Origin of the sequence: Bradyrhizobium sp. (assembly GCF_035309285.1) — a bacterium.
GTDB lineage: Bacteria > Pseudomonadota > Alphaproteobacteria > Rhizobiales > Xanthobacteraceae > Bradyrhizobium.
On the sequence record NZ_DATGFH010000142.1, the window covers coordinates 1 to 26472 of the forward strand.

29 protein-coding genes are annotated in these 26472 nt (G+C 64.3%); 13 read left to right on the forward strand and 16 right to left on the reverse strand.

Annotated elements, in window-relative coordinates:
* The 7 genes from VKR55_RS26430 to flgB all read right to left on the reverse strand — a co-directional run.
* Positions 1 to 1804, reverse strand: a 1804-nt coding sequence (locus VKR55_RS26430) for a PAS domain-containing sensor histidine kinase (RefSeq protein WP_324408021.1), incomplete at its 3' end; no start/stop codon positions are given.
* 164 nt (positions 1805 to 1968) lie between these two features.
* On the reverse strand, positions 1969 to 3051 hold the full coding sequence (flhB, locus tag VKR55_RS26435; RefSeq protein WP_324408023.1) for a flagellar biosynthesis protein FlhB: 1083 nt from the start codon (positions 3049 to 3051) through the stop codon (positions 1969 to 1971).
* Positions 3052 to 3064: 13 nt separating this feature from the next.
* Positions 3065 to 3835, reverse strand: coding sequence for a flagellar biosynthetic protein FliR (gene fliR / locus VKR55_RS26440; protein ID WP_324408024.1), 771 nt, complete (start codon positions 3833 to 3835; stop codon positions 3065 to 3067).
* 13 nt (positions 3836 to 3848) lie between these two features.
* On the reverse strand, positions 3849 to 4112 hold the full coding sequence (fliQ, locus tag VKR55_RS26445; protein ID WP_324408026.1) for a flagellar biosynthesis protein FliQ: 264 nt from the start codon (positions 4110 to 4112) through the stop codon (positions 3849 to 3851).
* A 162-nt stretch (positions 4113 to 4274) separates the two neighbouring features.
* Positions 4275 to 4583, reverse strand: coding sequence for a flagellar hook-basal body complex protein FliE (gene fliE / locus VKR55_RS26450; protein ID WP_324408028.1), 309 nt, complete (start codon positions 4581 to 4583; stop codon positions 4275 to 4277).
* 17 nt (positions 4584 to 4600) lie between these two features.
* Positions 4601 to 5026: a flagellar basal body rod protein FlgC gene (flgC, locus tag VKR55_RS26455; RefSeq protein WP_324408030.1), complete on the reverse strand. Its 426-nt coding sequence runs from the start codon at positions 5024 to 5026 to the stop codon at positions 4601 to 4603.
* 25 nt (positions 5027 to 5051) lie between these two features.
* Complete coding sequence (gene flgB / locus VKR55_RS26460) at positions 5052 to 5456, reverse strand: flagellar basal body rod protein FlgB (protein ID WP_324408032.1); 405 nt, start codon at positions 5454 to 5456, stop codon at positions 5052 to 5054.
* 376 nt (positions 5457 to 5832) lie between these two features.
* Between flgB and VKR55_RS26465 the strand changes: the two genes are divergently transcribed.
* The 5 genes from VKR55_RS26465 to VKR55_RS26485 all read left to right on the forward strand — a co-directional run bounded on the left by VKR55_RS26465 (position 5833) and on the right by VKR55_RS26485 (position 11043).
* Positions 5833 to 6852, forward strand: a complete 1020-nt coding sequence (locus tag VKR55_RS26465; RefSeq protein ID WP_324408034.1) for a flagellar biosynthetic protein FliO — start codon at positions 5833 to 5835, stop codon at positions 6850 to 6852.
* Positions 6849 to 7601 (forward strand): flagellar type III secretion system pore protein FliP, encoded by a 753-nt coding sequence (gene fliP, locus VKR55_RS26470; protein WP_324408035.1) that lies wholly within the window; start codon positions 6849 to 6851, stop codon positions 7599 to 7601. Before VKR55_RS26465 ends, fliP begins: the two co-directional genes overlap by 4 nt.
* 75 nt (positions 7602 to 7676) lie before the next feature.
* Positions 7677 to 8570, forward strand: coding sequence for a hypothetical protein (locus VKR55_RS26475; protein ID WP_324408037.1), 894 nt, complete (start codon positions 7677 to 7679; stop codon positions 8568 to 8570).
* A 204-nt stretch (positions 8571 to 8774) separates the two neighbouring features.
* Positions 8775 to 10553 carry a hypothetical protein gene (locus VKR55_RS26480; protein ID WP_324408039.1) on the forward strand — a complete coding sequence of 593 codons (1779 nt, stop codon included), beginning with the start codon at positions 8775 to 8777 and terminating at the stop codon, positions 10551 to 10553.
* 106 nt (positions 10554 to 10659) lie between these two features.
* Complete coding sequence (locus VKR55_RS26485; protein WP_324408041.1) at positions 10660 to 11043, forward strand: hypothetical protein; 384 nt, start codon at positions 10660 to 10662, stop codon at positions 11041 to 11043.
* 228 nt (positions 11044 to 11271) lie between these two features.
* Here VKR55_RS26485 and VKR55_RS26490 read toward each other — a convergent pair whose 3' ends face one another.
* Positions 11272 to 11739 (reverse strand): MarR family winged helix-turn-helix transcriptional regulator, encoded by a 468-nt coding sequence (locus VKR55_RS26490; RefSeq protein WP_324408042.1) that lies wholly within the window; start codon positions 11737 to 11739, stop codon positions 11272 to 11274.
* Between the two features lie 79 nt (positions 11740 to 11818).
* On the opposite strand from VKR55_RS26490, the gene VKR55_RS26495 reads away from it, so the two are divergent.
* The gene (locus VKR55_RS26495; RefSeq protein ID WP_324408066.1) at positions 11819 to 12250 is read left to right on the forward strand and encodes an anthrone oxygenase family protein; all 432 of its coding nucleotides are present in this window, start codon (positions 11819 to 11821) and stop codon (positions 12248 to 12250) included.
* 95 nt (positions 12251 to 12345) lie between these two features.
* Here the strand turns inward: VKR55_RS26495 and VKR55_RS26500 are convergent, their stop codons facing one another.
* A complete protein-coding gene (locus VKR55_RS26500) occupies positions 12346 to 12702 on the reverse strand; it encodes a hypothetical protein (protein WP_324408043.1) in 357 nt (118 codons plus the stop codon).
* A 211-nt stretch (positions 12703 to 12913) separates the two neighbouring features.
* On the opposite strand from VKR55_RS26500, the gene VKR55_RS26505 reads away from it, so the two are divergent.
* Positions 12914 to 13552, forward strand: a complete 639-nt coding sequence (locus VKR55_RS26505) for a glutathione S-transferase family protein (protein ID WP_324408045.1) — start codon at positions 12914 to 12916, stop codon at positions 13550 to 13552.
* Between the two features lie 61 nt (positions 13553 to 13613).
* On the opposite strand, the gene VKR55_RS26510 is transcribed toward VKR55_RS26505, so the two are convergent.
* From VKR55_RS26510 to fliL, 6 genes are all read right to left on the reverse strand, one after another.
* A complete protein-coding gene (locus VKR55_RS26510) occupies positions 13614 to 13850 on the reverse strand; it encodes a hypothetical protein (protein ID WP_324408046.1) in 237 nt (78 codons plus the stop codon).
* Between the two features lie 63 nt (positions 13851 to 13913).
* Entirely contained in the window at positions 13914 to 17786 is a 3873-nt protein-coding gene (locus VKR55_RS26515; RefSeq protein WP_324408047.1) for a tetratricopeptide repeat protein, read from the reverse strand.
* Between the two features lie 121 nt (positions 17787 to 17907).
* On the reverse strand, positions 17908 to 18699 hold the full coding sequence (locus tag VKR55_RS26520) for a MotE family protein (RefSeq protein WP_324408048.1): 792 nt from the start codon (positions 18697 to 18699) through the stop codon (positions 17908 to 17910).
* Positions 18696 to 19163: a DUF6468 domain-containing protein gene (locus VKR55_RS26525; protein ID WP_324408049.1), complete on the reverse strand. Its 468-nt coding sequence runs from the start codon at positions 19161 to 19163 to the stop codon at positions 18696 to 18698. Before VKR55_RS26525 ends, VKR55_RS26520 begins: the two co-directional genes overlap by 4 nt.
* Positions 19160 to 20362 (reverse strand): flagellar motor switch protein FliM, encoded by a 1203-nt coding sequence (fliM, locus tag VKR55_RS26530; protein WP_324408051.1) that lies wholly within the window; start codon positions 20360 to 20362, stop codon positions 19160 to 19162. The genes VKR55_RS26525 and fliM overlap by 4 nt, the downstream gene beginning before the upstream one ends.
* Positions 20363 to 20380: 18 nt before the next feature.
* Positions 20381 to 20872, reverse strand: a complete 492-nt coding sequence (fliL, locus tag VKR55_RS26535) for a flagellar basal body-associated protein FliL (RefSeq protein WP_324408053.1) — start codon at positions 20870 to 20872, stop codon at positions 20381 to 20383.
* Between the two features lie 380 nt (positions 20873 to 21252).
* On the opposite strand from fliL, the gene flgF reads away from it, so the two are divergent.
* The 4 genes from flgF (at position 21253) to flgH (ending at position 24756) form a co-directional block, all read left to right on the forward strand.
* Positions 21253 to 22017 (forward strand): flagellar basal-body rod protein FlgF, encoded by a 765-nt coding sequence (gene flgF, locus VKR55_RS26540; RefSeq protein WP_324408055.1) that lies wholly within the window; start codon positions 21253 to 21255, stop codon positions 22015 to 22017.
* 73 nt (positions 22018 to 22090) lie between these two features.
* Positions 22091 to 22879, forward strand: a complete 789-nt coding sequence (gene flgG, locus VKR55_RS26545) for a flagellar basal-body rod protein FlgG (RefSeq protein WP_324408057.1) — start codon at positions 22091 to 22093, stop codon at positions 22877 to 22879.
* Between the two features lie 12 nt (positions 22880 to 22891).
* A complete protein-coding gene (gene flgA, locus VKR55_RS26550; RefSeq protein WP_324408058.1) occupies positions 22892 to 23983 on the forward strand; it encodes a flagellar basal body P-ring formation chaperone FlgA in 1092 nt (363 codons plus the stop codon).
* A gap of 5 nt (positions 23984 to 23988) precedes the next feature.
* Complete coding sequence (gene flgH / locus VKR55_RS26555; protein ID WP_324408059.1) at positions 23989 to 24756, forward strand: flagellar basal body L-ring protein FlgH; 768 nt, start codon at positions 23989 to 23991, stop codon at positions 24754 to 24756.
* Between the two features lie 413 nt (positions 24757 to 25169).
* Here flgH and VKR55_RS26560 read toward each other — a convergent pair whose 3' ends face one another.
* Positions 25170 to 25496: a transcriptional regulator gene (locus VKR55_RS26560; protein ID WP_324408061.1), complete on the reverse strand. Its 327-nt coding sequence runs from the start codon at positions 25494 to 25496 to the stop codon at positions 25170 to 25172.
* 134 nt (positions 25497 to 25630) lie between these two features.
* On the opposite strand from VKR55_RS26560, the gene VKR55_RS26565 reads away from it, so the two are divergent.
* Both VKR55_RS26565 and VKR55_RS26570 read left to right on the forward strand, forming a co-directional pair.
* Entirely contained in the window at positions 25631 to 25861 is a 231-nt protein-coding gene (locus tag VKR55_RS26565; RefSeq protein WP_324408063.1) for an AbrB/MazE/SpoVT family DNA-binding domain-containing protein, read from the forward strand.
* Positions 25858 to 26259, forward strand: a complete 402-nt coding sequence (locus tag VKR55_RS26570; protein WP_324408065.1) for a PIN domain-containing protein — start codon at positions 25858 to 25860, stop codon at positions 26257 to 26259. The genes VKR55_RS26565 and VKR55_RS26570 overlap by 4 nt, the downstream gene beginning before the upstream one ends.
* Positions 26260 to 26472 lie beyond the last annotated feature (213 nt).

Consider the following 26472-nt stretch of genomic DNA (forward strand, 5'->3'; position numbering starts at 1 on the left):
TGCCGCCATCCGGCATGGCATCGCGCGCATTGACCGCGAGATTGACGATCACCTGCTCGAATTGCGAGACGTCGACCTTCACCGGCCAAAGGTCGCGGCCGTGCACGAGGTCGAGCTTCACCTTCTCGCCGATCAGGCGACGCAGCAGCATCGTGAGATCGGACAGCGCATCGCCGAGATCGAGTACCTGCGGCCGCAGCGTCTGGCGGCGCGAGAAAGCGAGCAATTGACGCACCAATGTCGCCGCGCGCGTCGCGTTCTGCTTGATCTGCATGATGTCCTGAAACGACGGATCGGTCGGCTTGTGCGCGTTCAGCAGGAAGTCGTTCGCCATCATGATCGCGGAGAGCACGTTGTTGAAATCGTGCGCAATGCCGCCGGCGAGCTGGCCGACCATGTCCATCTTCTGCGACTGGTTGATCTGGTTCTCCAGCGCACGCCGCTCAGTGGTCTCGAGCATGTAGACGATGGCACCTTCCGTCTCGCGCTCATCCTGCTCGACCGCGGTGACGAAGAACTGGCCCCAGCGCTCCTTGGCGCCCTCCAGCATCACCTCGACCGGGGCGATGTCGCCCTGCCCCTCCGCGGCCTGGTTGATCGCGGCAATCAGCCTGGAGCGGTCGCGCGCGTTGACCGCGCGGAAGATCGATTTCGCCGACGCGCCGTCGCCGTTGAGGCCCTGCGCAAGTTTCGCGTAGCGGGCATTGGCGCGCACCACATTGCCGCCGCGGTCGACGGTCGCGATCGCCATCGGCGTATGGTCGAAGAAGCGCATGAAGCGCACTTCGGCGGCGCGCTCCGGATCGGAGCGCTCGTCGCGGGCGCGGCTGATCACGAGCGTACGCGAAGGACCCGGTACGCCGTCGGCGCCGAAGGCGAGCTTGTGGTAGAGCCGCGCCGGCATGGTCTTGCCGCCGCGCATCTTGAGATCAATGTCGAAGACCTCGGTCTTCACCTCGCCCGGCACCGCGACGATCGAGGTCAAGAGCGAGGCGCCGTCGCCGGAGACGATGTCGGTCAGCTTCAAGCCGCCCGATCCGATCTCGGCGAGATCGTAGCCGAGCCAGTTCGCGAGCGTCGCGTTGACGTAGGCGAGCTCGCCCGCGGGGTTGACCGAGAAGAAGCCGCAGGGCGCGTGATCGAGATATTCGATCGCATGCTGCAGCTCCTGGAACACGTCCTCCTGGCGCTCGCGGTCGCGGGTGATGTCGGCGATCGACCACACCGCGTATTTGGCGTCGCGCTTGCCAGTGCCGAGCGGGCGCACCCGCATGCGCAGCCACCGGCCCGAGCCGCCGTCATGGGAGGCGATGCGCACCTCCTCCTGCTGTCGCTTGCCTTCGCGCGCGGCCTTGAGCAGGCGGAACACCGCTTCCGACACATCGGGATTGCCGATGAAGACCCGCTCCACCGGGCGTACATCCTGCGCGCCGGTGGCGCCGGTCAGCGCCAGATACGCGCCGTTGAAATAGACGACATGGCCGCGCGCGTCGGTGACGGCAAGACCTTCGAAGGCGTGATCCGGGATGCGGCCCGTCACGGGATCGTCCGCCTTGCGGTCGGCGAAGCGGATGATGCCGGCGGCAAAGGCAAACAGATTGAACAGCCCGACCATCGCGAGCACAGCCAGGAGCCCCAGGATATAGGGCTGCGCCTGGTTGCGCCCGATCGTCATCAGCGCGACCGCGACCGCAACCAGCGCGCCCGCCACCAGCAGCACCAGCACGATCGAGCCTCGCCGCCGCGGCGGCTCGGACGCGGCCGCCGGCTCAGGCGTCGGATCGAGGTCGATTTGGGCGTTCATGGCGGGGAACCCGGCCCTCCAGTCGTTGCGGCTGTTGACGTGATTCCTGACGTGATTCCTGCCGCGCGGATTCCTGAGTGCCTGAATCGGGCCTGCAAACGCAAGGGCATCAGGCCTTTATTTGACGTTTTGCGGGCATTTTAGGCGGGTTTCAGCCGACCGGCTCATGATACCCGCCGCCCCGACAGGTTGCGGCGCAGACCCATGACATAGCCGATGACCTCGGCGACCGCATGGTAGTGTTCGACCGGAATCTCCTCGTCGATCTCGACGGTGGCATAGAGCGCGCGCGCCAATGGCACATTCTCGATGATCGGAATGTCGTGCTCTTTCGCGACCTCCCTGATCTTGAAGGCGATGTGGTCGACGCCCTTGGCGACGCAGACCGGCGCCGACATGCCGCGATCGTATTGCAGCGCGACCGAGTAGTGCGTCGGGTTGGTGATGACCACGGAAGCCTTCGGCACCGCCGCCATCATGCGCTTCTTCATCCGCGCCACGCGGATCTGGCGGATGCGGCCCTTGATGTGCGGATCGCCTTCGGACTGCTTGAACTCCTCCTTCACCTCCTGCTGCGACATCTTCTGCCGCTCGTACCAGGTGCGGTACTGGAACAGATAATCGAGGATCGCGACGACGGCGAGCATCGCCACCACTGCGCCCAGCAGATGCATGGTGAGCGAGCTCGTGATGGTCAGCAGCGCCGTCGGATCGATGTGCTCCATCGCTTCCAGCCGCATCCGCTCCGGCCACAGGATCGCGGTCATCACCGCGCCAAGCGCGATCACCTTGAACAGGCCCTTGCCGAAATTCGCTGCCGCCTGCTTGCCGAAGATGCGCTTGGCGCCTGCCATCGGCGAGATCTTGTTCAAGCTCGGCTTCAGCGGCTCGCCCGACCACACCAGGCGGTGCTGCACGATGTTGGCCGCGATCGCGGCGATCACCAGCATCAAAAGCGGCAGGCCGATCGCGGCGATGACGGCGTATTCCAGGCTCTTGGCGAGCGCCAGAAGTCCGGGGCCGTCGGTCCGGATCATCCAGGCATTGGCGATGAGATTGCGCATCGGCACCAGGATGCCGGTGCCGATCGAGCCGCCGAAGGTCGACATCACGAGCGTGCCGCCCGCGATGATGAACCAGGTGTTGATCTCCTGGCTCTTGACGACGTCGCCGCGCTCGAGCGCCTCGTCAAGGCGCTTTTGTGTCGGGTCTAATTGCTTGTCGTCTGAATCGCCTTCGTCGGCCATCGGTCAAGCGATCCTATTTGAGCGGCATCATATCGTGCATGACGTGGATGAAATAATCCATGAACGTTCCCATCATCGCCGTCAGCACCAGCGCGAGGATGAGGAAGCCCGCGAAGATCGAGAGCGGCACGCCGACGAAATAGACCTGCATCTGCGGCATCAGCCGCGCCAGCACGCCAAGCCCGATATTGAAGACGAGGCCGAACACCAGGAACGGCGCGGAAAGCTGCAGCCCGATCTTGAACGCGGCGGCAAACGCGCGGGTGGCGAGCGCAGCGACGTCGCCGCTCGCCATGGTCTCGCCCGGCGAGAACACCTTGTAGCTGTAGTCAAGCGCGGCGATGACGAGATAATGGCTGTCGGTCGCAAACAGCATGGTGATGCCGAGCATGGTGAGGAAGTTGCCGATCAGGAGCCCCTGCTGGCCCTGCGTCGGGTCGACCGAGGTGACGAAGCCGAGGCCCATCTGCTGGGCGATAATGGAACCCGCGACCTGCAGCGCCGAAAGCGTCACGCGCGCGGTCGCCCCCAGCACGATCCCGATCACGATCTCATGCACCATCAGCACCAGGAGCGCCGTGATCGACGTCATGTCGACATGGTAGGCCGCGCGGTGCAGCGGCAGCATGATCAGCGTGAGCAGGAGCGCGATCGCAAGCTTGATGCGCACGGGGATGCTGGATTCGCCCAATCCCGGCAGCAGCATCACCATCGCGCCGATGCGGGCGAACATCAGTATGAAGGCCGCGGCAAGGGCCGGCAGCAGGGAGACGTCAAGGCGCATACCCCAATTTGCATCAGCCGCCGATGATTCGCGACGATATCCGCATCATATGGGCGTGCATCGCATCGGCCATGAACGGCAGCGCCAGGATCAGCGTCACGAAGATCGCAAGTATTTTCGGCACGAACACCAGCGTCTGCTCCTGGATCTGCGTCAGCGCCTGAAACAGCGACACCACGACGCCGACCACGAGGCCGACCCCCATCAGGGGCGAGGAGACCACGACGATGGTCCAGATCGCATCGCGCGCCACGTCGAGGGTTTCGGGACCGGTCATTTTTGTTTCCTTTTCACTCTATCGTGCACGTCGCCTTCGTCATTGCGAGGAGCGAGGCGACGAAGCAATCCAGAACGATTGCTGCGCTATGGATTGCTTCGCTGAGCTTGTCATCGGGCGCGCATTCGCGCGACCCGTTGGCTCGCAATGACGGCAGAAGGGTCAAATCGTCATCTTCATGATGTCTTCGTAGGCCTGAATCACCTTGTCGCGCACCGACACCAGCGTCGATACCGCAACGTCGGTGTCGGCGACCGCCGTCACCACGTCCATCACGTTGGCCTTGCCGGACGCCATCGCCATGGTCTGCGCATCCGACTTGCGGCCTGTTTCCATCACGCTGCCGAGCGCGTCCTTGAGCACCGCCGAGAACGACGGCCCGCCGGCGTCCGAGCCCTTGCCGGGGCCGGCGCTGTCGAGAATGCGGGCGAGATTGGCATAGGCGTTGGCGGCAACTGTCGGTGAGGCCATGTCTCACAAATTCCTGTTCATGCCTTGAGGATGTCGAGGGTGCGCTGGATCATCCGCCGCGTCGCGCCGATGATGTTCAGGTTCGCCTCATAGGATCGCTGCGCCTCCCGCATGTCGGTCATTTCGACCAGCGGATTGACGTTGGGATATTTGACGTAGCCGTTCTGGTCGGCGGCCGGATTGGACGGCTCGTATTTGGTGCGGAAGTCCGACTGATCGGGCACGATCCTGCCCATGCCGACGGTTCTCGCGTTCAGCGTGCGGTCGAGCTGGGAGACGAAGGTCGGAATCTTGCGGCGATAGGGATCGGCGCCGGGGCTCGATCCCGTCGAATCGGCGTTGGCGATGTTTTCGGAGATCACCCGCATGCGGCCGGCCTGCGCGCGCAGGCCCGAGGTCGCAATCCCCATCGATCGCGTGAAGTCGCTGATATCATCGGCCATGATGCTCTTCCTTTAATCGCTCGCCCTACTTGCCGATCGCAGTCTTCAGAAGCTGCAGGCTCTTGCTGTAGAGCGTGGTGATGGCGGCGTAGTCCATCTGGTTGGCGGAGACCTTCATCATCTCCTCCTCCAGGCTGACTGCGTTGCCCGCCGGCCGCGTCTCGAAGCCGACCCTGCCGTTGACGTCGAAGGTCTGGCCGCCCCCGCCCGGCGGCGCCATGTGGCCGGTGGAGGTGCGCATCATCGCCAGATCTCCCATCGATCCGGTCCGCGCGCCGGCGGCGTTGAATGTCGGCGCGACCAGGTCGCGCGGCTTGAAATTCGGCGTATCGGAATTGGAGACGTTCTCGGAGAGCACGCGCTGGCGCTCCTGGTGCCAGGCCATCTTGGTACGCAACGCCGATAAGGCTGGAAGATCGCTGATCGACATCGCGCCGCTCCGCTGTTGGCCCAGGGCTTCGTCCCCTGCGAGGTAGGCAGAATTTGCCGCGTGTATGGTTAACGGGCGGTTAAGGTGCGGCTCGCGCTTGCAAGAAGATCGCCCCGTGATCCTACGGAGTGGCGCCCGAGCAGCCTCGATCGAGCGCATTTTCGCCACGAATGCTGCGTTAACCCCAAGATTGCGCGGCTCTATCAAATCCCAAGAAGTCGTTTTGGCCCAACCGATTCATGGGTTATTAAGGAGTTGGGACGGCAGTTCCTGCCGTGAGGGGTTAAGAGTTCGTTGCGTTCTCGGGTCATGGTCGCCATCGGGCGCCGTGTGCGGCTGCCCAGCCTGAGAAAAGCGTTATTTGGCGGGACAAAGCATGTCGGGAACATTGACCTTCATCTTCGCATTCGTGGCGGTGCTTGGCCTGATCGGCCTCGCCGCCTGGCTGGTGCGCCGATTCGCGGGCAACCGCCTGGGCGCGAGCACGCAGCGCGGACGAATGCCGCGGCTTGCCGTGATCGACGCTGCCGCTGTGGACGGGCGCCGCCGCCTGGTTCTGGTCCGGCGCGACAATGTCGAGCATCTCCTGATGATCGGCGGTCCCACCGATATCGTGGTCGAGCCCAACATCGTCCGCGCCGTGGCCGCAAGGGATCAGTTGCCGCAGCGGCCGGTCGGCGCCGAACCGCCGCCGCGGATCGCGCCGCTGCCGGACGCGCACGCCTGGACCAACGGCGAGGACGCCCACGGCGAGCCGCAGATGCCGGAGCCGCCGCCGCGCCCGGCCCGCCCCGCCTTTGCCGAGGAGATGCGCCGTCCGGCGCCGCCGCCGATCCCCGTTCCGGAGCGGCGCGCCGAGCCGCTCGCCGGTTTTTCGCCGGAGCCGATGCCGATGCGCCCCGAGTCAAGAGTCGAGTCAAGGGTCGATGCGAGGGCCGAATCAAGGGGCGAATCGAGGCACGAGCCGCGCATCGAGCCGCGAGCCGAACCCCGCACCGAGCCGCGGCCCGAGTTGCCGCCGCGGCTGCCGCGCAGCGAAATGATGCCGCGCGGTGAGACGATGGCGCCGCGCCCTGCCCGCCAGAGCGAAGCGCCCAAGGCGCCGCCGATGCGCGCTGCGGAACGTGTCGTCGTTCCGCCGCCGCCCCCGCCTGCGCCGCAACCACCCGCAAGCGCGGACCAAAATCTCGCCGAGATGGCGCAGCGTCTCGAAGCCGCGCTTCGCCGGCCTGCCACACCGGCTACCGAGGCGCCCCCGGTCGCGCCCGAACCGCCGCCCGCGCGGCCTGCGCGCGCCGAGCCGCAGGCCGCCCCTGCTCCGGCGAAGACCAGTTTTGAAAACCTCGAAGACGAGATGGCCTCGCTGCTCGGCCGTCCGAAGTCGTCGTCTTCGTGAAGGTCCCCAAACGCCCGCGTAGAGTTTTAATCCTTACCACCCTGATCGCCGCAGTCACGCTGGCCACGGCGGCGCACGCCCAGGACATCAGCATCAATCTCGGCGGCGGCAATGGCGGCGTCAGCGAGCGCGCAATCCAGCTCATCGCGCTGCTGACGGTGCTCTCGATCGCGCCGTCGATCCTGATCATGATGACCTCGTTCACCCGGATCGTGGTGGTGCTCTCGCTGCTGCGCACCGCGATGGGCACGTCGACCGCGCCGCCGAACTCCGTGATCATTGCGCTCGCGATGTTTCTCACCGCCTTCGTGATGGGGCCGGTGCTGCAGAAATCCTATGACGACGGCATCAAACCGCTGATCGCCAACCAGATCACGGTCGAGGAGGCACTGCAGCGCGCCTCGGTGCCGCTGCGCGGCTTCATGGAGAAGAACGTCCGCGAGAAGGATTTGAAGCTGTTCACGGACCTGTCCGGCGAGCCGCCGCCGGCCACCCCTGATCAGCTCTCGCTGCGCATCCTGGTGCCGGCCTTCATGATCTCGGAGCTGAAGCGCGCCTTCGAGATCGGCTTTTTGTTGTTCCTCCCCTTCCTGATCATCGACCTCGTGGTGGCGTCGGTCTTGATGTCGATGGGCATGATGATGCTGCCGCCGGTCGTGGTGTCGCTGCCCTTCAAGCTGATCTTCTTCGTGCTGGTCGACGGCTGGTCCCTGGTCGCCGGCAGCCTGGTGCAGAGCTACGGGGGGTAGCTATCCCGCCGGCGCATTGGATAACGGCGCCACGCTTGATTATGATGGGCGCCAAAATATCCGGGAAACGCGCCCATGCAGCAGCAGCATTTCGACCGCTCCACTGAGGACCTCGGCAACGCGATCCACCTCGAGCACGTCAACGTCCAGGTCCCCGACCAGCGGCTGGCGACCTTGTTCTACATCACGGGCCTCGGGCTGACCCGCGACCCCTATCTCATGGTCTCCGACAGCAACATGTGGGTGAATGTCGGTCGCAGCCAGTTTCATCTGCCAACCGGCAAGGCGCAGGTGCTGCGCGGCCATACCGGTCTCGTGATCCCAGGCCGGAAGGCCCTGCTCGAACGCCTCACCGCGGTAGCGCCCAAGCTTGCCGGCACCGCGTTCTCGTTCCGCGAGCACAACGACTATGTCGAGGCGACCTGTCCCTGGGGCAATCGCCTGCGCGTCCATGAGCCCGATGCCGACCGGTTCGGCCGGATCACGCTCGGCATTCCCTATGTCGAGTTCGACGTTCCGGCCGGCACGGCGAAGGCGATCTCCGCCTTCTATCCCGAGATCATGGACATCCCCGCCGAGCTCAAGAACGGCGATGGCACGATGGCGCGCGCGAAGGTCGGCAAGGACCAGTACTTGCAATTCCGCGAAACGACTTCGCCGCAAGCCGAGTTCGACGGCCACCATGTGCAGATCTACATCACGAATTTCTCCGGCCCGTACCAGCGCCTGTTGAAGCGCGGCCTGGTCTCGCAGGAAGACAATCAATACCAATACCGCTTCAGGGACATCGTCGATCTCGAAAGCGGCAAGCCGCTCTTCACCATCGAGCACGAGGTGCGCAGCGCCACCCACCCGATGTATCTGCGGCCGCTGGTCAACCGCGATCCCGCGCAGACCAACCGCACCTATGCCCACGGCCACGATCAATTGTCCTGGGCGATGGGCCCCGACGAATACGATCGGCGCTAAAGCGCCGCGTCGTTCAGCTCGCGTTCACTTGCGTGCAGCCAAGAGGAAGTGGCGCGAGTGTTTAGTATGAACTTACCTACCGCGCCGGCACTCAATCGCAAAATTGCCCCTTCCCGGTGATATTCTGCCGTCCTCCTGTCTTTGTCTGGTCATCAAGCCCCGAAATTTGTCGCTGCAAGCGAGGGGCTTCGACAGGAGAACTGAATGTCCACCACGATCTCGGCTGATTATGACACCGCCAACACCAATGGCGGTCCTTACTGGGCCATGAACTCGACCTGGGATGTAGGCAACCTCGTCAACGGAACGGACTTTACGCAATCGTTGACGATGCAGAACTCCAGCACCCCGAACATCGGCACGACGATCAGCTGGAATTTTCCGAATACGCCGGGGGGTTACAACGTGTACTCCTACCCGGCCGTGTTCTACGGCGATTATGCGGGCTTCCCCGCGCCGGCGACCAGCGTCACGGCGGAGCAGGTCAACAACCTCAAGACGCTTACGCTGAGCCAGAACATCTCGCTCTCCGGCCAAACCGACCAGTATGATGCCATGTACGATGGCTATCTGACGTCGACGCCGGATGGGGACCAATCGACCGTCCAGCACGAGATCGAAGTCTACGCTCACAGCCCGGGCTATGTGCAGGACTGGCTCTCCAACTTGCCGCAGCACACCTTCACGGACGCACAGGGCATGAAATGGATTATCGCCACCCAGGGCAATATCGTCGCGTTCGCCCCTGCGGACTTCCACGACCTGACGAACAACACGATCGACCTCAAGGGGCTGCTCCAGGCCGCGGCGGCAGACGGCGTGATCTCCGGCAACGAGTATTTCGATGGCATCGCGCTCGGCAATGAGCCCCGCGAGGGCAGCGGCAGCATGACCATCAACTCGTTCACGGTGAATTACGACGGCGATCACACTGGTACGGCGAGCACCGGCACAACCGGCACCGGCACGGGATCGACCGGCGGTTCGACCTCCGGCGGGTCCTCCTCCGGTAGCTCGACTTCCGGCGGCACCACGGGCACCGGATCGGGTTCGACCGCATCGGGCGGCACCACCGGGACCGGAACGGGAAGCTCGTCCTCGAGTGGCAGCGGGACCGGAACGGCTCCTGCGGTCACCGTCGCCGCCCATTCGCTGTCGGTCAGCCCCGGTCACAGCGTCGATCTCGGCCTAAGCGTCAGCGTGCCAACGACCGGGGACAACGTGACGGTCAATATCAGCGGCCTGCCGAAGTACGAGTCCATCACGGACAATCTCGACCACAAAACCTTCAGCGGCAGCAACATCACGCTGACGGCCGACGAGGTGAACAGCGGACTCTCGTTGGCTTCCAACTACAAGGGTCACGGCCATCCGACGGCGACGCTGACGGTCACCGCAACCGACCACACCGCCAACTCATCGAGCGCGGCGCAGTCCATCGTGGTAAAGGATCCGCTGAGCACCGGCGGCACCACGGGCACCAGCGATCCGGCGAGCACTGGCAGCACGACGCACCACCACACCGGCGGCACCACCGGCACCGGCAATCCGACGGGCACCGGCAGCACGACGCACGCCGGCGGCACCACCGGCATCGGCGATCCGACCGGCACTGGCGGCACGACGCACGCCGGCGGCACCACCGGCACCAGCGATCCGACGGGCACTGGCGGAACAACTCATCATCATCATCACCACCATCACCACGCCGGCGGCACAACGCATACCGGCGGGACGACGGACACTGATGGAACGGCGCACACCAGCGGCACGACGGGCACCGCCGGCACGACGGTCACTGCCGGAACGGCGCCCGCTGGCGGGACACAGGCCTCCAATCCTGCGGCGACCGCAAGCGGTCGGGACGCTGCGTCGAATACGCATCATGACGCCGGAGCGCACTTGGGCCACGACGCTGCCATCCATGATTTGATGGCCTACGTTCAGCACCAGGTGCAGTCTTTCGAGCACATGTGGCACTAGCCATCACGCCTCCGATGCAGCGGCGCCCACCAGGGGCGCCGCTAGCGGACGCCCTCACGCAATCAGCGAATACGGCACTACCGAGGGGCTTGAACAGGAGAACAGAATGTCTCGTTTCCGATCCCTGGACGCGGTCCTGGCTCACGACAAGAACTTTCGTGAGTTCTTCTCGGCCCTGGCCAGTGGCACGCCTAATCCGAGCACCACGAGCACTGACGCCAGCAGCGCGGATCCAACCGCGACAACGCCCGCCGCGGGACCCGGTGCGCCCACCACTCCGCAGTCCTTGACGATGCAGAACTCCCACGCCCCGAACGTCGGCACGACGACAAGCTGGGATTTTCAGGGCATGAAGTGGGCGATCGCCAGCCAGGGAAATGTTGTCGCGTTCGCCCCTGCGAACTCCCAGCATCTGACGAACAACAATATTGACGTCAACGCGCTGCTCCAGGCCGCTGCGGCGCACGGCTTGATCTCCGGGAACGAGTAGTTCGATGGTATCGCGCCCGGCAAATGAGCCGCGCGAGGGCAGCGGCAGCATGGCACTAGTCATCACTCGTCCGATGCAGCAACGCCCATTGGTGCGCCGCTAGCGGACGCTTTCACGCAAATCAACGAATACGGCATCGCCCGCTCCAGACTGCACTTTGCGTGCAATCAGAAGCGGCGATGCGCATTCGTCTGCCTTGCAAAGGAACGGCGATGTGTTCGATGCTGCCTATTCGTCGAACGTTTGCTCGATGCGCTCGCGCAGCGACTGCAGCAGCCTGTGCGCTGCGACGATCGCCTTCGCATCCAGCCCCTTCGCCAAATCCTTGGCCCAGGGCTTTTGCCGCCGATCCGCCTCCCGATAGAGCGCTTCGCCCTTCTTCGTCAGCCGCACGAGCCTGGCGCGACGGTGATGCGGGTTGTCGTCGAGCGCGACGATCCCCTCCGCCTTCAATTCGTTGACGATGCGTTGCACACCCTGTCGGTGCAGCCCCATGGAACGGGCGAGCCGCGCCACGGGCTCGGCCGCTTCTGACAGCGCGATCGCGCCGAGCACCTGCCAGCGCGCGCTGGTGAGACCGAGATCGGCGACCAGACGGTCGCCGGAGGCAATCAGGGTTCCATTGAGGCGAAACACTTCGAGGATCAGCAACGTCAGCGCATCAGCGGGTTGTTCGGAGGAGCGGTTCGTTTTCATGACAATATGTTTCCATATTGACAATTTATTGTCAATATCCATCTAAGCCATCGACCCATCACGATGGAGGCGTACCATGATTGCCGGATTGATTGCATTGGTGGCCGCAGCAGCCTTTGCCGGCGCCGCGTTCTATGTCGGTTTCGCCGAGCAGCCGGCGCGGCTCGCGCTCGACGACCAGGCTTTGCTGAAACAATGGAAGCCGAGCTATGCGCGCGGCTTCACCATGCAAGCTTCACTCGCGGTGATTTCCGCCATCCTCGGCTTCATCGCAAGCTGGCAGTTGCACGACTGGCGCTGGGCCGTCGCCGCCGCGGTGATCCTCGCCAACTGGCCCTACACCCTCGTCGTGATGCTGCCGACCAACAAGCGGATCGACGCCTGGCCGATCGAGACTGCGAGCAGTGAGTCGCGCGCGCTGATCGTTCGCTGGGGCAAGATGCATGCCTTGCGCACCGCGCTTGGCGTTGCCGCAACGGCGGGATTTTTGATCCTCGCCTCCACGGCATAGCCGACCGCTCCCATTTCACAAGATAGTGTCTTCGCGTTCAGGCCGTTTCGCCGCGCCGGCCGCGGTCTGGCTCACTGTGCACTGACGCTGCGTTATCAGCCCATGCTCCCCGGCATGAAGCAGCGCGGCTTCGGATGGCCATCCAGATAGTAAGGCCATACCATCGTACGACCGGCGCGATTCGGTCCATCCACGACAGCCTCATCCGGAACATCAACCCACTCGCCATCGATGCGTACGCGATAGTGGCCGTCTTTGGATTCCCAATCGGCGTCATCAACGCGCTTCGCATCAGTGCCGTCGCAGCAGGGCCCTTTGCCACTGTGCAAGCTCTCATACCAACCGTTCAGCTCGGGGTGCTGATGATCGTGAGCGTGAGCACCGCCGATGATGGAAATTGGCAGCATGACAGCGAATACAACAAATGTTGCATGCCAGAAGTGAATATTCATCTGAAGGCCAATCCCGGAATCCCCGCGTGGTTCCTAAAGTGCACCCATTTCCGATGTGGTCGTGAACACTCACGCAACCACTCAAATGATTGCCATCATATCATGACGTTGGCGAGAGGTCCTCGGAGAAGCATGGAGCGCTTTTCCGGCGGCATGCCCTCTGGCCTGAACGAAGAATCACACGCAAGGCAATAGCGTAACGGAGAGGATGATGACGGAAAAGCCGTTCATTTACGGTGCCCCCTACAGCGTCTATGTGCGGATCGTGCGGCTCGCGCTCGCCGAGAAGGGCGTCGACTACGAGCTCGTGCCGGTCGACATCTTTGCGAGCGAAGGTCCGCCGGCGGACTATCTCGACCTGCATCCGTTTGGCCGCATTCCCGCCTTCGAGCACGCAGGCTTTTGCCTCTACGAGACCGGCGCCATCACCCGCTATGTCGATGAAGCCTTCGAAGGTCCGCCGCTGCAGCCTGCGGGCGTCAGGGAGCGTGCGCGCTGCAATCAGGTGATCAGCATCGCCGATAACTATGCCTATCCGCAGCTGGTGTGGGGCGTCTATGTCGAACGGATCTCCAAGCCCAAACGGGGTGCTGTCACTGACGAGGCCAGGCTTGCGGCGGCCATTCCGAAAGCGAGGACTTGCCTGAAGGCTCTGTCAGACCTCATGGCCGACAAGCCATGGCTCGCCGGCCGGCAATTGTCGCTGGCCGATCTCTATCTCGCGCCCATGCTCGATTACTTCCAGATGGCGCCTGAGGGACGGGAGATGGTTCAGCAATACCCAAGCCTGGCGGATTGGTGGGCTCGAGTCGCGAGTCGGCCATCCATGACGGGCACCGCGTTCGGCTAGGCCCGAACCCCGTGCTCATCGCTCCCGGCACCCCTCCTTATTCTCGTTAAAGGCGCCTCCCCTACCCCTTCACATCATACTGCTTGGCGAGATGATCGCCGATCTGCACCAGCATTGCGACGGCCTCGGGGTAGCCCGGCTTGGCCTCGGTCGCGTGGCCGGCGCGCGCGCGGAACTCCCAGCTATCGCCGTCGCGGATGATCGAGATCACCATGCCCTCCGGCGGGTCGGCATGCACCCTCAGTTCGGCCTTCGCCATCTCGATCAGTTCGGCCTCAGTCTTGACGGGCTTGCTCATGCGCGCGGTCCTTCCGGATTGTCTCCACAGGTTGACGCGTCGCGTGTGCGATGTCGAGGGGAGCTAACCCCGTGCCCGCCGCATGCTCGCGGGGATCGGCGGCAGCGAGCCGGTCGGACTGAGGTCGGCCGCGGGCGCCCGCGCCGTGTTGTCGGGGAAGCGGGCCTTCATGTCGCGCAGGAAGCCGTCGAGCGTGTCGACGGCGGCCGCCATCTTCGCGATCGCCGCGAACTCGCCGGTGGAGGCCGCGCGCGGCTTGCTTGCGGCATCGAAGGCGATCTTGTCGGCCTCGCCGCTCATCAGCGGCGCATATTTCTCGCGGAAGCGCGCCATGCCGATCGCGTCTTCGGCAAGCGCATAGCCGACCACAGCACGGATGATGTCGCTCTTCTCGGCCGCATTGAGCGGCTTGAAATCGCGCCAGCGGTCGCCGTAGTAGAGCTCGATCTGCTCGGAGGCCTCGCGCCAGCGCCGCGCCGCCCAATAGATGTCGGACCGGAGCCGGATCGCCTCGCGCCCGGTAAGGTTGGAGGCGATGTCGAGCGCGAGGTCGTAGCGGCCGATGTCGCTCTGCGCGCGCGCTTCCAGAAGCAGGCGCTGCTGGCGCAGCTCGCCGGAGAGATCGGCGATACGGGTCGCGTGCAGCGCGGTGATGGCAAGATCGGGCTTGTGGTTGGCGAGGTACACCATCGCGAGCCTGGCCGCGACCTGCGCGCGGGCCGAGCCTTCGAGGCGGTGGTCGATCTGGTATTGCAGGAGCTCGGCGGCCTGGTCGAGCAGATCGACCGCGACCAGCCGGTCGGCGAGGCGGCGGATCATCTCGTCGCCGCGGCGGCCGATCGGCGTCAACTCACGGAATTCGTAGAACATCGCGAGCGCGTCGATCGGCGGCAGGCTGTCGCCTTTCGAGGTCAGGAAGATCTGCGAGAACAGCGCCTGCGCGCGATCCTGCGCCGCACGCGAGGACTCGGAATTGGGCTCGAGCCGGGTCGCGCTGCGCGCCGCCTGCAGCGACTCGGCATAGTGACCCGTGTCCATATAGATCTGCGACAACATCTGCAGCGTCTTCACCTCGATCCGGTCGCCGCGCCAGATCATCGACAAGACTTCCAGCTCGCGCTGTGCGTCGTCCTGCTTGATCTCGTCGCGCTTCTGCAAGAGCGCGATCTGAAGCTGCTTGGCTTCGGCCGCCGCCTTGCGGTCATCGGAATTGACCGCGATCTTGTAATCATCGAGCGCGTCGCGGTCGTGGCCCAGCGCCTCGGCGAGCCGCCCGCGCAGCACCGCGATCGCCGGCTGCATCTCCGGCGGGACGCCGATCACATCGAGCTCGGCGCGACGCTCATCGGCGCCGGCATAGTCCTTGACCTCGAGCGAAGCGCGCATCGCATCCGCGGTCATGATGCGCTGCAGGTCGAGCGGAAGCGAGGCGATCGCGAACGCGACGTTCTTGAACTTCTCGCGGGCCTCAGCCCACTTCGACTGCCGCTCCAGCGCCAGGGCCTGCCACATCTGCGAGTCGTAATTGGAGCCGATTGCGGGGCTCGCGAGGTCCTTCAGCCCCTGGTCCGGACGGTCGATCAGAATGCTCGCGACCGCATGCACCATCAAGGTGACGGCCTGGTCCTTTTTCGGATTGGGATCGGCCAGCGCCGCTTCCGTCACGCCCTTGGCCTCATAATACATGCCGCGCGCCATGTAGAAGCGCGCAAGATCGAGCCTCGCCTGCGGGCGCAGGTCCGGCTCGGCGCGGGCGAGCGCCTGCATCAGCGCATCCTTGCGCTCGATGAAATTTGCAACCTGGTTCTTGTGCCATTCCTCGATGTCGAACAGCGGACGCACGGCAATCGGCGCGCGCTCGGCAGCGGCGTCAACCGAGGACAGCGTGAGCCCGCCGGGCTTGCCGAGGATGACCTTGGTACCGGCGATCTCGACGCCGACATGGTCGGAGTTCGGGCGGATCGCAATGCCGTGGGAGGTATCGAGCAGCGCGAAGTCGACGAAATCCTGCCGCTTGATGAAGCCGCGGACCGGCGGCGCGGCGGTGACGACGAGCAGCGTGTCGCCGGCATCGGGATCGATGAAGCGATGCAACCGGCCGGGATTGGTCAGCGGAATGGCGACGTTGGCGAGCGCGGGATCGGTGATGTTGCGCACCACCGTCAGGGGCTGCGGCGGGTTCTGCACCTTGTCGGCAAAGGCGAGCGTCCAGGCGGTGCCGGGTGAGCGTTCGTCGGTGGACAGCGAATGCATCTGCGGGCGATTGAGGCGCATCCGGATCGCCTGCCCGTTCTCGAGCGGCATCCGGCTGACCTCGCCGATGATGGCGGCGCCCTTGGAGCGGATCGGCTCGAGATCGAGCGGCTGGGTGGAATCGAAGATCAGCCAGACGGTGTCGCCGCGGCGGAACGAGGCCGCCGGCGTCACGCGAGGAAACGAGAAGGTCAGGCGCAGGCCATCGCTGTCGCGCCAGGCATCGACCTTGACAGGGTCCTCGGCCGGCTTCGCCTCGGCTTTTGATTCCGCCTTGGGCGCGGTCTTGACCGGTGCGGGCGCAGCTGTGGCCTCGGCTTTCATTTTCGGCGCGTCGGCAGGTTTCGGTGCTTCCGCCACCGGCGCTTGCGTCGCCGGCTTTGTCGCTTCCGCCGCCGGCGCCTGTTTCGCCGGTTTCGGCGATTCCGCCGGCTGCACAGGGACCGCCGGCTTGGCCGCCTCGGCCATCTTCGGCGCTTCGGCGGAAGGAGCCGGCAGGGATGCCTCTTTCTTCGCCGTTCCCTGCGCAGGCGCGGGCGCCGCGGCGGCTGCGGGCTTTGCGGCCTCGGGCGCAGGTGGCGACGCCTGAGCCTTCGGTGCCTGCGCTGGCGTCGCAGGCGCTGCCGGCCCGGGCTTGGCGTCCGCCTTCATCTCATGGGCGATCGTCTCCGACGTCGGCGGGGTGATCGCTTGCGAATGCTGCTCGGGCGCGGCTTGCGCATTCGGCTTTGGTGGGGCGGAAGACGCCGGCGGGGCTTGGGCGACGGGGAGGAGCTGCGTCTGCGCTTTTCCCTGCGGCGTTGCGACGTCGATATTGTAGGTCTTGTCTTCGCGGAACGAATGCACGTCGACGTCGCCGATCATGCTGATCTCGACCAGCGTCGAGTTGCCCTCGATCTTCTGGGTGATGGAAGCGATGTTCGGAGGTGCCGCGATCTTCGCATCCGCCAGATCGAAGGTCAGGAGCGAACCGAACGACAGCGTGAGCTTCTGGTCGTTGAAGATCGACGACGCGCCGACGCCGTCGGGAAGCTCGAACACGAAGCGCACGAAGGTCGGCTGCACCAGCGCGCGGACGCGGATCGGCGGCCGCTTCTTTGCGATCGCCTCGGCGCGCTGCTGGCGCAGCGCTCGCTCGGCCGCCCTTGCCCGCGCGGCGAGCTCGCGCACGACCTCGATCGGCAGCGGCGGCGGCGGGCCGGTCCAGCTATCGGGGAGGAAGTCGACGAAGGTGCGCTCGCCCGCCTGCATGGTGTTGATGGTGACGCGCTGCGCGAGCGACAGGCGCAGCGCCGTGCCGTCCGGGTCGACCCGCACGCCGGAGACGTAGTCGGGCACGGACTCGGCAAGGCGATCGGCCGTGATGTCGACCGGGTGCTCGAAATGGATCACGACGATCGAGCCCGCGGTGGTCACATCGGCGGCGACGTCTTCCGAGAATTTGAACACCAGTCGCGCAAAACCCTTCGCAGGCGTGAACGATGCCTCGCCTTTGATGGGCGCCATGCTTGCTGCGGCGGCCGGCGCGGGAGGCGGCGCGGACTGGCTCGCCGGGGCGGCGACCGAGAACGTTGGAGACGCGAGCGCGGCGACGAAGAGCATTGCCGCGCCGAGGCAGCCACGCGCGACCCGCGGGAGCTTGCGGACTTGCGAGCAAAATCCTCTGGCAGCCGTTCGCGCCATCGCCTCAAGAAATCTTCCGGTTCTGCCGCGGCGCCTCGCGAAGCTGCGGCGCGCCCTCGCCCATCTCGGCCTCGAGTCTAGGTTTGGCGAATTAACGTGCTGTTAAATATCCGGCCAAATTCTACTTTTGCGGCAGAACCTTGCCCTCGATCTTGGGAAGCTCGGTGGCGGGATCGGACTTCTCGCCGCTGGCGCGGCGGGCAAGCTCCACCGTCAGCCGCTCGGCGGCCTCGGGCTTCATCAGCCCCATGATGTCGGACATATTCCGCGGGGCGATCTGCGAGGCGATCTGGATCAGGACCGGCATCTCCAGCCGGTCGAACACTTTTGCGGCGTCCTTCGGCTTCATGTTCTCATAGGTGGTGACGAGGCCCTTCAGCCGCGCATTCTCGGCCGCGCTCTTCGCTTGCTTGTCGCTCGCGGCCTTGGCCTCGATCGCCTTCATCTCGTCGACCTTGGACTGGATCCGCTTCTCGGCCTCTCTCAGGAGGCTCTCGCGAATGTCGATCTCGCGGGCGCGCGTATCCAGCTCCTGCCGGCGCTGCTGCAGCCGTTCCAGGATCGCGCGCTCGGAGGCAGAGACCGGCGCCTGCTCGTCCTCGGGATGAACCACGACGCCGTCGGGCCTGGTCTCGGGCGCTTGCGGCTTCGGCTTGTCTTCCGCCGGCTTGTCCTTGGGCGTGCCCTGAACGGTGCCGGTGACGTCGCCGTCATCCTTCGGCGCCTGCGCAACCTGCTTCGTGCCGCCGGGGAAATTCAGGTTCTGCTGCGCCCAGGAGGACGTCGTCCGCTGCGGATCGTAGTCGAACACATAGCCGCCATCGAGCACGAGCCCCGCCACCTTGAGCACGGCAAGGCAAAACACGGCGACGACGACCACCGGAATGATGCGGATATTGCGAAACGATTTCATGCCGCAAGGCCACCGGACCTTCGTCGTTCGGAGAATGCCTGTGCGGCTGCGGCGACCGCCCTGGCGCTGGAAGCCCTGGGCGGTGGCGGCCGCGTCGCCGCTGCCGGCTCGGGCTCGGGCTCGACTGCGCCCTGCGGCCGCGCCGCGATCGTGATCTTGGAGAGCCTTCGCACCACCTGGTCGCATTCGCCGAGCTGGCGCTTCAAATGCTCCGACATGCTGGTCGCAGCGGCGAGCTGGTTGCCGAGGTTTTCATTGACGTCGCGCACCGCGTGCTTGAGCCCGCCGATCGCGCGCTCGGCGATCTCGGTTGCGGTGATCAGTTCGGCGATCACCGCTTTGAGCGAATGCTCGTCGGACCGCAGCCGCTTCAGGCGGTTGTTGAGCAGCATGCAGTAGCCGATGGTCACGAGCAAAAGCACCGCGACCAGGCTTTCGATCGCCACACCTAATGAATGGTTCATTGGGCCTCCAGCATCTTGTTCTGCTCGTCCGCCTTCTCGAACATCGCAAGCGTCATCTTCGGCTTGCGCAACGGCTTGGTAACGCGAATGGCGACGCGGTCGCCGACCCGTCCCATCCGCCCTTCCGTGAGTGTCACGCTGCCGCAGCGCACCGACACCAGCGCGTCCGCGCGCACTTCCAGCGGCAGGGTATCGCCGACCTTCAGCTTCATGAGCTGCTTCAGCGGGATATCGGATTCATAGAGGACGGCGTCGACGGCGATTTCGGCCTGCGCGATCTCGGTCGCAAAATGGCCTTCCCAGATCGGGTCGCGGCCGAATTTTTCGCCCATGAACATCTGCAGCAGCACGCTGCGGATCGGCTCGATGGTCGCATAGGGCAACAGCAGCTCGATATTGCCGCCGCGATCTTCCATGTCGATGCGCAAGCGGACCAGGATCGCGGCATTCGCCGGCCGCGAGATCGTGGCAAAGCGCGGATTGGTCTCGAGCCGGTCGATGGTGAATTTCACCGGCGACAACGGGCGGAAGGCCTGCTCGGCGTCGGCAAGCACGACCTCGATCAGGCGCTTGACGAGTTGGGTCTCGATGGTCGTGTAGGGCCGGCCCTCGATACGCAGGGTCGAGTTGCCGCGCCGTCCGCCGAGCAGCACGTCGATCATCGAGTAGATCAGGCTGGAATCGACGGTGGCGAGGCCGAAGTTTTCCCACTCCTCGGCCTTGAACACGCTGAGCACCGCCGGCAGCGGGATCGAGTTCATGTAGTCGCCGAAGCGGACCGAGGTGATGCGATCGAGCGAGACTTCGACGTTGTCCGAGGTGAAATTGCGCAAGCTCGTGGTCAAGAGCCGCACCAGGCGGTCGAACACGATTTCGAGCATCGGCAGACGCTCGTAGGACACCATCGCCGAATCGATGATGGCGCGGATGCCGGAGTTTTCGTCGAGATTGACGTCGCCGACGGTGAAACCGAGCAGATTGTCGATTTCCTCCTGCGACAGGACGCGCTCGCCGTTGTTCTTGCCGGTGCCGAAGTCGCGGCTGCCGTCCTCGACCATCGCGGCCCATTGCAGGGCCATCGATTCCGTCAGCTCGTTGGCGCCGGCGGCTTCGGCGGCCGCCGCGGGATCCTCGGAGTCGAGCGAGGCCTCCCATTGGGCGGCTATGGCATCTTGGTCGACTGGATCATTGCCCGCCATCGTCCTGCCCCCGTCCCGCTACTGAACCACGATTTCCTTGAACAGCACGGCGCTGACCTTGACCGGCGCGACCGCATTGTTCACCCGGCGCGTCAGCTCCTCCTTCAGGCGAAACAGGCCGGCCGAGCCGTTGAGGTCGGACGGGCGGAGCTCACGCATATAGGTCTGGAAGATGTCGGTGACCCGCGGCATGGTCGGCTTGATCTCCTCGACCTGCCTCTCGTCCTTGAGCTCGAGCACGATCTTCACCTTGAGATATTGCACGCGCTCGCCGGGATTGCCGGTCAGGTTGACCAGCATGTCCGGCACGTCGACGAAGACCGGCGGCTTCGTCTTCGCGACTTCCGCATGCGCGTCGTCGCCACGGTGGCGGAAGAAGAAGAACCAGGTCGCAGCACCCCCGCCGAGCAGGGCGAGCAGGCAGACGATCATCACGATCAGCTTGAATTTGCTCTTGGGTTGGGCGCCGACCTCGGTGGTCTCTCCGCCTTCCGTCTCGTTCTCTGCCATGGCCGCTCGGTCCGTTTCGATCGATTCAAGCCGGATGCCAGCCAGGCAGCTTCACCTCACGCGATACACTCGCCCCCAGCGCGACACGCGCTCCGGGAGTGGACGCTAGGTAACAATGGTTAATGGAATCTTTCGTTTGCACCCGCGCTAGGAAAAAGTTGCCGGGCAAACATGGTCAACAAGACCTTTCTGCCGCCCTCTTGCGCGCCTTCCGAAACACCCAAGCACCTGAAAAGACGCGAGTTTCCCGGTTGGCACGGCTTTCGCTCTGACCTCTAGCGAACCGCCCGGCTTGGGAGAGCCCGAACGGTTCGATGTGGTCGGTGCCTTTCGCTTGGGAGAGCGGCGGCGCGGACCGGGCTTCAAGGGGAGAACCACCGGTGGAGAATGCGCTGCTCATCGGGCTTTCGCGAGAGACGACGCTTCTGCGTCATCTCGACGTGATTGCCAACAACCTCGCGAACGTCAACACCAACGGCTTCAAGGCCGACCACATGCTGTTCGAGGAATATCTGTCCCCGCGCGCGCATGAGGATAATTTCAGAGGCGTCGATCGCCGCCTGTCCTACGTCCAGGACCGCGGCACCTTCCGCGACCTCACCGAAGGCGCGCTGCAGCAGACCAACAATCCGCTCGATGTCGCGATCGACGGCGGCGGCTTCATCGCGGTGCAGACCGCGGGCGGCGAGCGCTACACCCGCGACGGCAACTTTCACCTCAATAATGTCGGCCAGCTCGTCACCGCCTCCGGCGATGCCGTGCTCGGCACCTCCGGCCCGATCGTGTTCCAGCCGACCGATCACGACATCAACATCTCTCCCGACGGCACCATCACCGTGGTGGAAGGCACAGCCCGCGTGGACTCGATCCGCGGCAAGCTGCGCGTGGTGAGCTTTGCCGACGCGCAGAAGCTGTTGAAGCAGGGCGACAACCTCTATGCCGCCGGCAATACCGACACGCCGACGCAGGACCTCAAGTCGGCGGTCCGCCAGGGCTACGTCGAGAAGTCGAACGTGAGCTCGGTGATCGAGATGAGCCAGATGATCGAGGTCAACCGCGCCTATTCCAACATCGCAACCATGCTGTCGCAGCAGGCCGACCTGCACAAGACGGCGATCCAGCAGCTCGCCGACGTTCCGGCCTGATCGCGCATGATCCGGAAAAGTGGGAACCGGTTTTCCGAATCAGATCATGCGCAAAAATTGAGGAGTATGTAACATGCAAGCGCTTCACACCGCTGCGACCGGAATGGCGGCACAGGAACTGAACGTTCAGGTGATCTCCAACAACATCGCCAACCTGCGCACCACCGGTTACAAGAAGCAGACCGCCGCGTTCCAGGACCTGATCTACGAGCACGTGCGCCGCATCGGCGCGCAGTCGTCGGACCAGGGCACCATCCTTCCCGTCGGCATCGATCTCGGCGGCGGCGTGAAGACCGTCGGCACGCCGCGCACGATGACGCAAGGCACGCTGTCGCAGACCGGCAACGATCTCGACCTCGCCATCACGGGCGAGGGCTTCTTCAAGATCCTGATGCCTGACGGCACCTTCCAGTACACCCGCGACGGCACCTTCCAGATGGACAACCAGGGCCGCATCGTCACCGCGCAGGGCAACCCGGTGCAGCCGAGCATCACGATCCCGAACAACGCCTCCGGCATCACCATCAACGCGCAGGGCCAGGTCTCGGTGACGCTGCCGGGCTCGACCACCTCGCAGATCATCGGCCAGATCCAGCTCACGCGCTTCATCAACAAGGCCGGCCTGCAGCCGGTCGGCGACAACCAGTTCACCGACACGCCGGCATCGGGCCCACCCCAGGACGGCGTCGCCAACGCCGAGGGCTACGGCAAGATCACGCAGGGCAGCCTCGAGCAGGCCAATGTCGACGTCGTCTCGGAGATGAGCGACCTGATCGCCGCGCAGCGCGCTTACGAGATGAACGCCAAAGTCATCTCGGCCGCCGACCAGATGATGCAAACCACCACCGCGCTGTTCCGCTGAGGGAGGTTTTCGATGAGATTCCGCCTACTCCTTCTTGGCCTTGCCCTCCTCGCGGCACTTCCCGCGCCGGCGCTGGCGGCTTCCGACGACGCCACGCCCGATTGGGCCCGCGATGCCGGAACCATCGCGCCGCCGGTGTTGCGCGCCAACGTCACCGTCACCAGCGACGTGGTCCGCATCGGCGACGTCGTCGACAACGCCGGCACTGCGGGCCAGGTCGCGATCTACCGCGCGCCCGATCTCGGCACCACCGGCTCGCTGCCGGCCGCGCAGGTGCTCGCCGCGCTTCGCGCGCATGACGTGATCGGTGTCGAAACCAGGGACATCAAGCAAGTCACGGTGACGCGCCTTGCGCGCAACATCGCCGCCAAGGACATCCAGGACGCGGTGACCCAGGCGCTCGAGCATCGTAACGGCCTTGGCGACGCCGCCAACCTCTCGCTCACCTTCGACCGCGACGTGCAGGACCTGCATCTGGAAGCCACCAACACCGGCGCGCTGCAGCCGACTGCGGTGCACTACGATCAGCGCACCACCCGCTTCGACGTGACTTTCGAGATCGGAAACGACAGCGGCACCGCGCCGACGCGGCTGCGCTTCACGGGGACTGCGATCGAGACGGTCGAGGCCGCCGTGCTGACGCGCAGTGTCGAGCGCACCGAGATGCTGAAATCCTCCGACATCATCGTCGAGCGGCGGCCGAAGGCCGAGATCGGCGGCGACGCCGCAACGCGGGAGGGCGCGCTCGGCATGCAGATGCGCCATCCGATGCGCGCAGGCCAGGCGCTCAGGGTCGCCGATCTGGTCAAGCCCGACCTGGTGCAGCGCGACCAGGCCGTGACGGTGATCTTCCAGACCGCCGGCCTTTACCTCACCACGCGCGGCAAGGCGCTCGACAACGGCGCCGAGGGCGACGTCGTCAGTGTGCTCAACCTGCAATCCAAGCGCACCGTCACCGGCGTCGTCAGCGGCCGAGGCCAGGTTACGATCCAGGTCGCCACACCCGAGCCGATCGTCATCAGCAGCACCGACGTGGCGCCCACGCCGACCGCGCTCGCCGACAACACCCAAGTCACTAGCCAAGTCACCTCCAAGCCCGAGTAAAGTTCATGTCCAGGTTCAAGTACGCTTGCAGATGCAAAAGGGTTGCGCTGGCGGCCGCGCTGCTCGCGCTCGGTTGCGCGACGAGCGGCTGCTCGGCGATCAGCCGCCTGTCGCAGATCGGCGAAACGCCGAAGCTGACCTCGATCGACAATCCGACGACGCAGCCGGGCTACAAGCCGGTGTCGATGCCGATGCCCAAGCCCGAGACGGTGTCCTACAATCCCAACTCGCTGTGGCGCAACGGCTCGCGCTCCTTCTTCAAGGACCAGCGCGCCCACCAGGTCGGCGATCTGCTCACGGTGACCGTGAACGTCACCGATCAGGCCAACTTCGCCAACGAGACGCAGCGCAACACCACCGGCTCCGAAGCCTCTGCCATCACCGACTTCGCCGGCTCCAAGACGCTCGGCGCCCAGGCGCAGAAGGTGCTGCCGGGCAACCTGCTGACGGCCAACGGGTCGACGCAATATGACGGCAAGGGTTCGATCCAGCGCCAGGAAACCCTGCAGACCAACGTCGCAGCGGTGGTGACGCAGGTGCTGCCGAACGGCAACCTCGTGGTCGAGGGCAAGCAGGAGATCCGGGTCAATTACGAGATGCGCGAACTGATCGTCGCCGGCATCGTGCGCCCCGAGGACATCCAGAGCGACAACACCATCGACTCCTCCAAGATCGCGCAGGCCCGCATCTCCTACGGCGGCCGCGGCCAGATCACCGATATCCAGCAACCGCGCTACGGCCAACAGGTGATGGACGTGCTGCTGCCGTTCTGAGGTTGAAGGCATGATCCCCGAAAAGTGGAAACCGGTTTTCGGATAAGGATCATGCCCCGCTAAAAGGAGCTCCCACACTTCCCTTGCGAACCTAGGCGTGAGTGAAGTGTTCAACGCGGCCCTCGCTAGCTCCCCTGGCGAGGGCCGTTGTGTTTCCTCCGTCATTGCGCGGGCGATTGTGCGGGAATTGGAGAACACTCCTTCTAAATGCCGATCATGAAGGCAGCCCTCATCTCCGCAAAAAATCGCGGGCGAGAGAGGTGTGCCTAAGGTCCAAGTGGATCTCTGGAAGGTCTTAATTAGTTACATGGACCTTGTTTGGAGGCTAATCAGCGTCGTTTCCATAATCGTGATAGCGCGCATGTCCACGCAGCCGACGAGTGGCTTTGCTGACGTCTTGGTCCAGACTCTCTTCATGCTGCGTCTACGACCGCACGAACTTCGAGGTGTACGCCGGTCTCCGCCTGCAACACACCGATCACGCCCAATAAGTTTTCAGCGGTCGGATTGCCATTTGGTCCGAACATCCGCATCAGGCTCTTCGGCGATCGGCCGAGCGCCGCACCGAGTTTTTCGAAACCAAGCGTCGCATTAATGTAGACTCGCAGCGCAGCGCGGCCGCCTTCGACGTCGCCTTGCAGCAACGCCTGCATCGCCTCCTGAAACATCGCCTCGCGAAAAGCGGGGTCGTTTCCTGCCCTCGCCTGCACGGTCTCGCGAAAGTTCTTCGTTAGCGGCATGGCATTCTTTCGATCAACGAGATTGGTATCTCATATGATACCATCATTGGAAATTTTTGGTTGAACCGGCACAAATTCGCCCCCTTGAAATGATATCATTTAGATGATATCATTCGAGGATCATGGAGGTTGCCATGCAGGTCTCAAAGTGGGGCGACAGCTTGGCTGTGCGATTGCCCAAGGCCCTGGTTGAAAAGATGGGATTGCAGGCGGGCGATGAACTTAACATCGTCGACGTGGTCGAACGAACGCTTGTGGTAGAGAAGGAAGAGCGCCGCCAAGCTGCTCTTGAGGAGTTAGCCACGCTCAACTGGACGCTTCCCCCTGATTACAAATTCGATCGGGACGAGGCTAACGAGCGGTGAAGGCATTTTTCGACACCAACATTCTGGTCTACACAACCACTTCGGACGCGAAGAAGCAGCAAGCATTCGATTGCCTTCGCCGCGGCGGAATTGTGAGTGTCCAGATATTCAACGAATTTGTGCACGTAGCCCGGCGCAAACTGGAGCACGACTGGCCGCAGATCGAACGAGCGCTGAATCTATTTCGCGCTTCAGTTGATGACGTCGTGTCTCTCACCCAAGCCACACATTCTAGCGCTGTAGTTCTGGCTCGAGATCATGGCCTCCCCTTCTATGATGCCCTCGTCGTTGCGTCCGCGATCGAGGCTGGCTGTGACACGCTCTTCAGCGAAGACTTTCAACACGGCCGCAGCTTTGGAGCGCTCGCCATCGTAAATCCCTTCCTAAAGGGGCCATAACAAAGCGATCGCCACCGACAACTACCGAGAGACAACCGCGCGCAGATCCATTTTGCGCCAGCCGCCCGACTACCCGTCGAGGCTGGGCAAGAACTTGCGATCAGCCCAGTTGAGCCAGCTGTTGAGGACGACCGGCGAGCAGAAGCGTGCAGTAAGTCCAGAATGCGCTCAGAGCGGTCCAAGTGGAGTTTAGGCGAGCTGCGAGGCCGCACG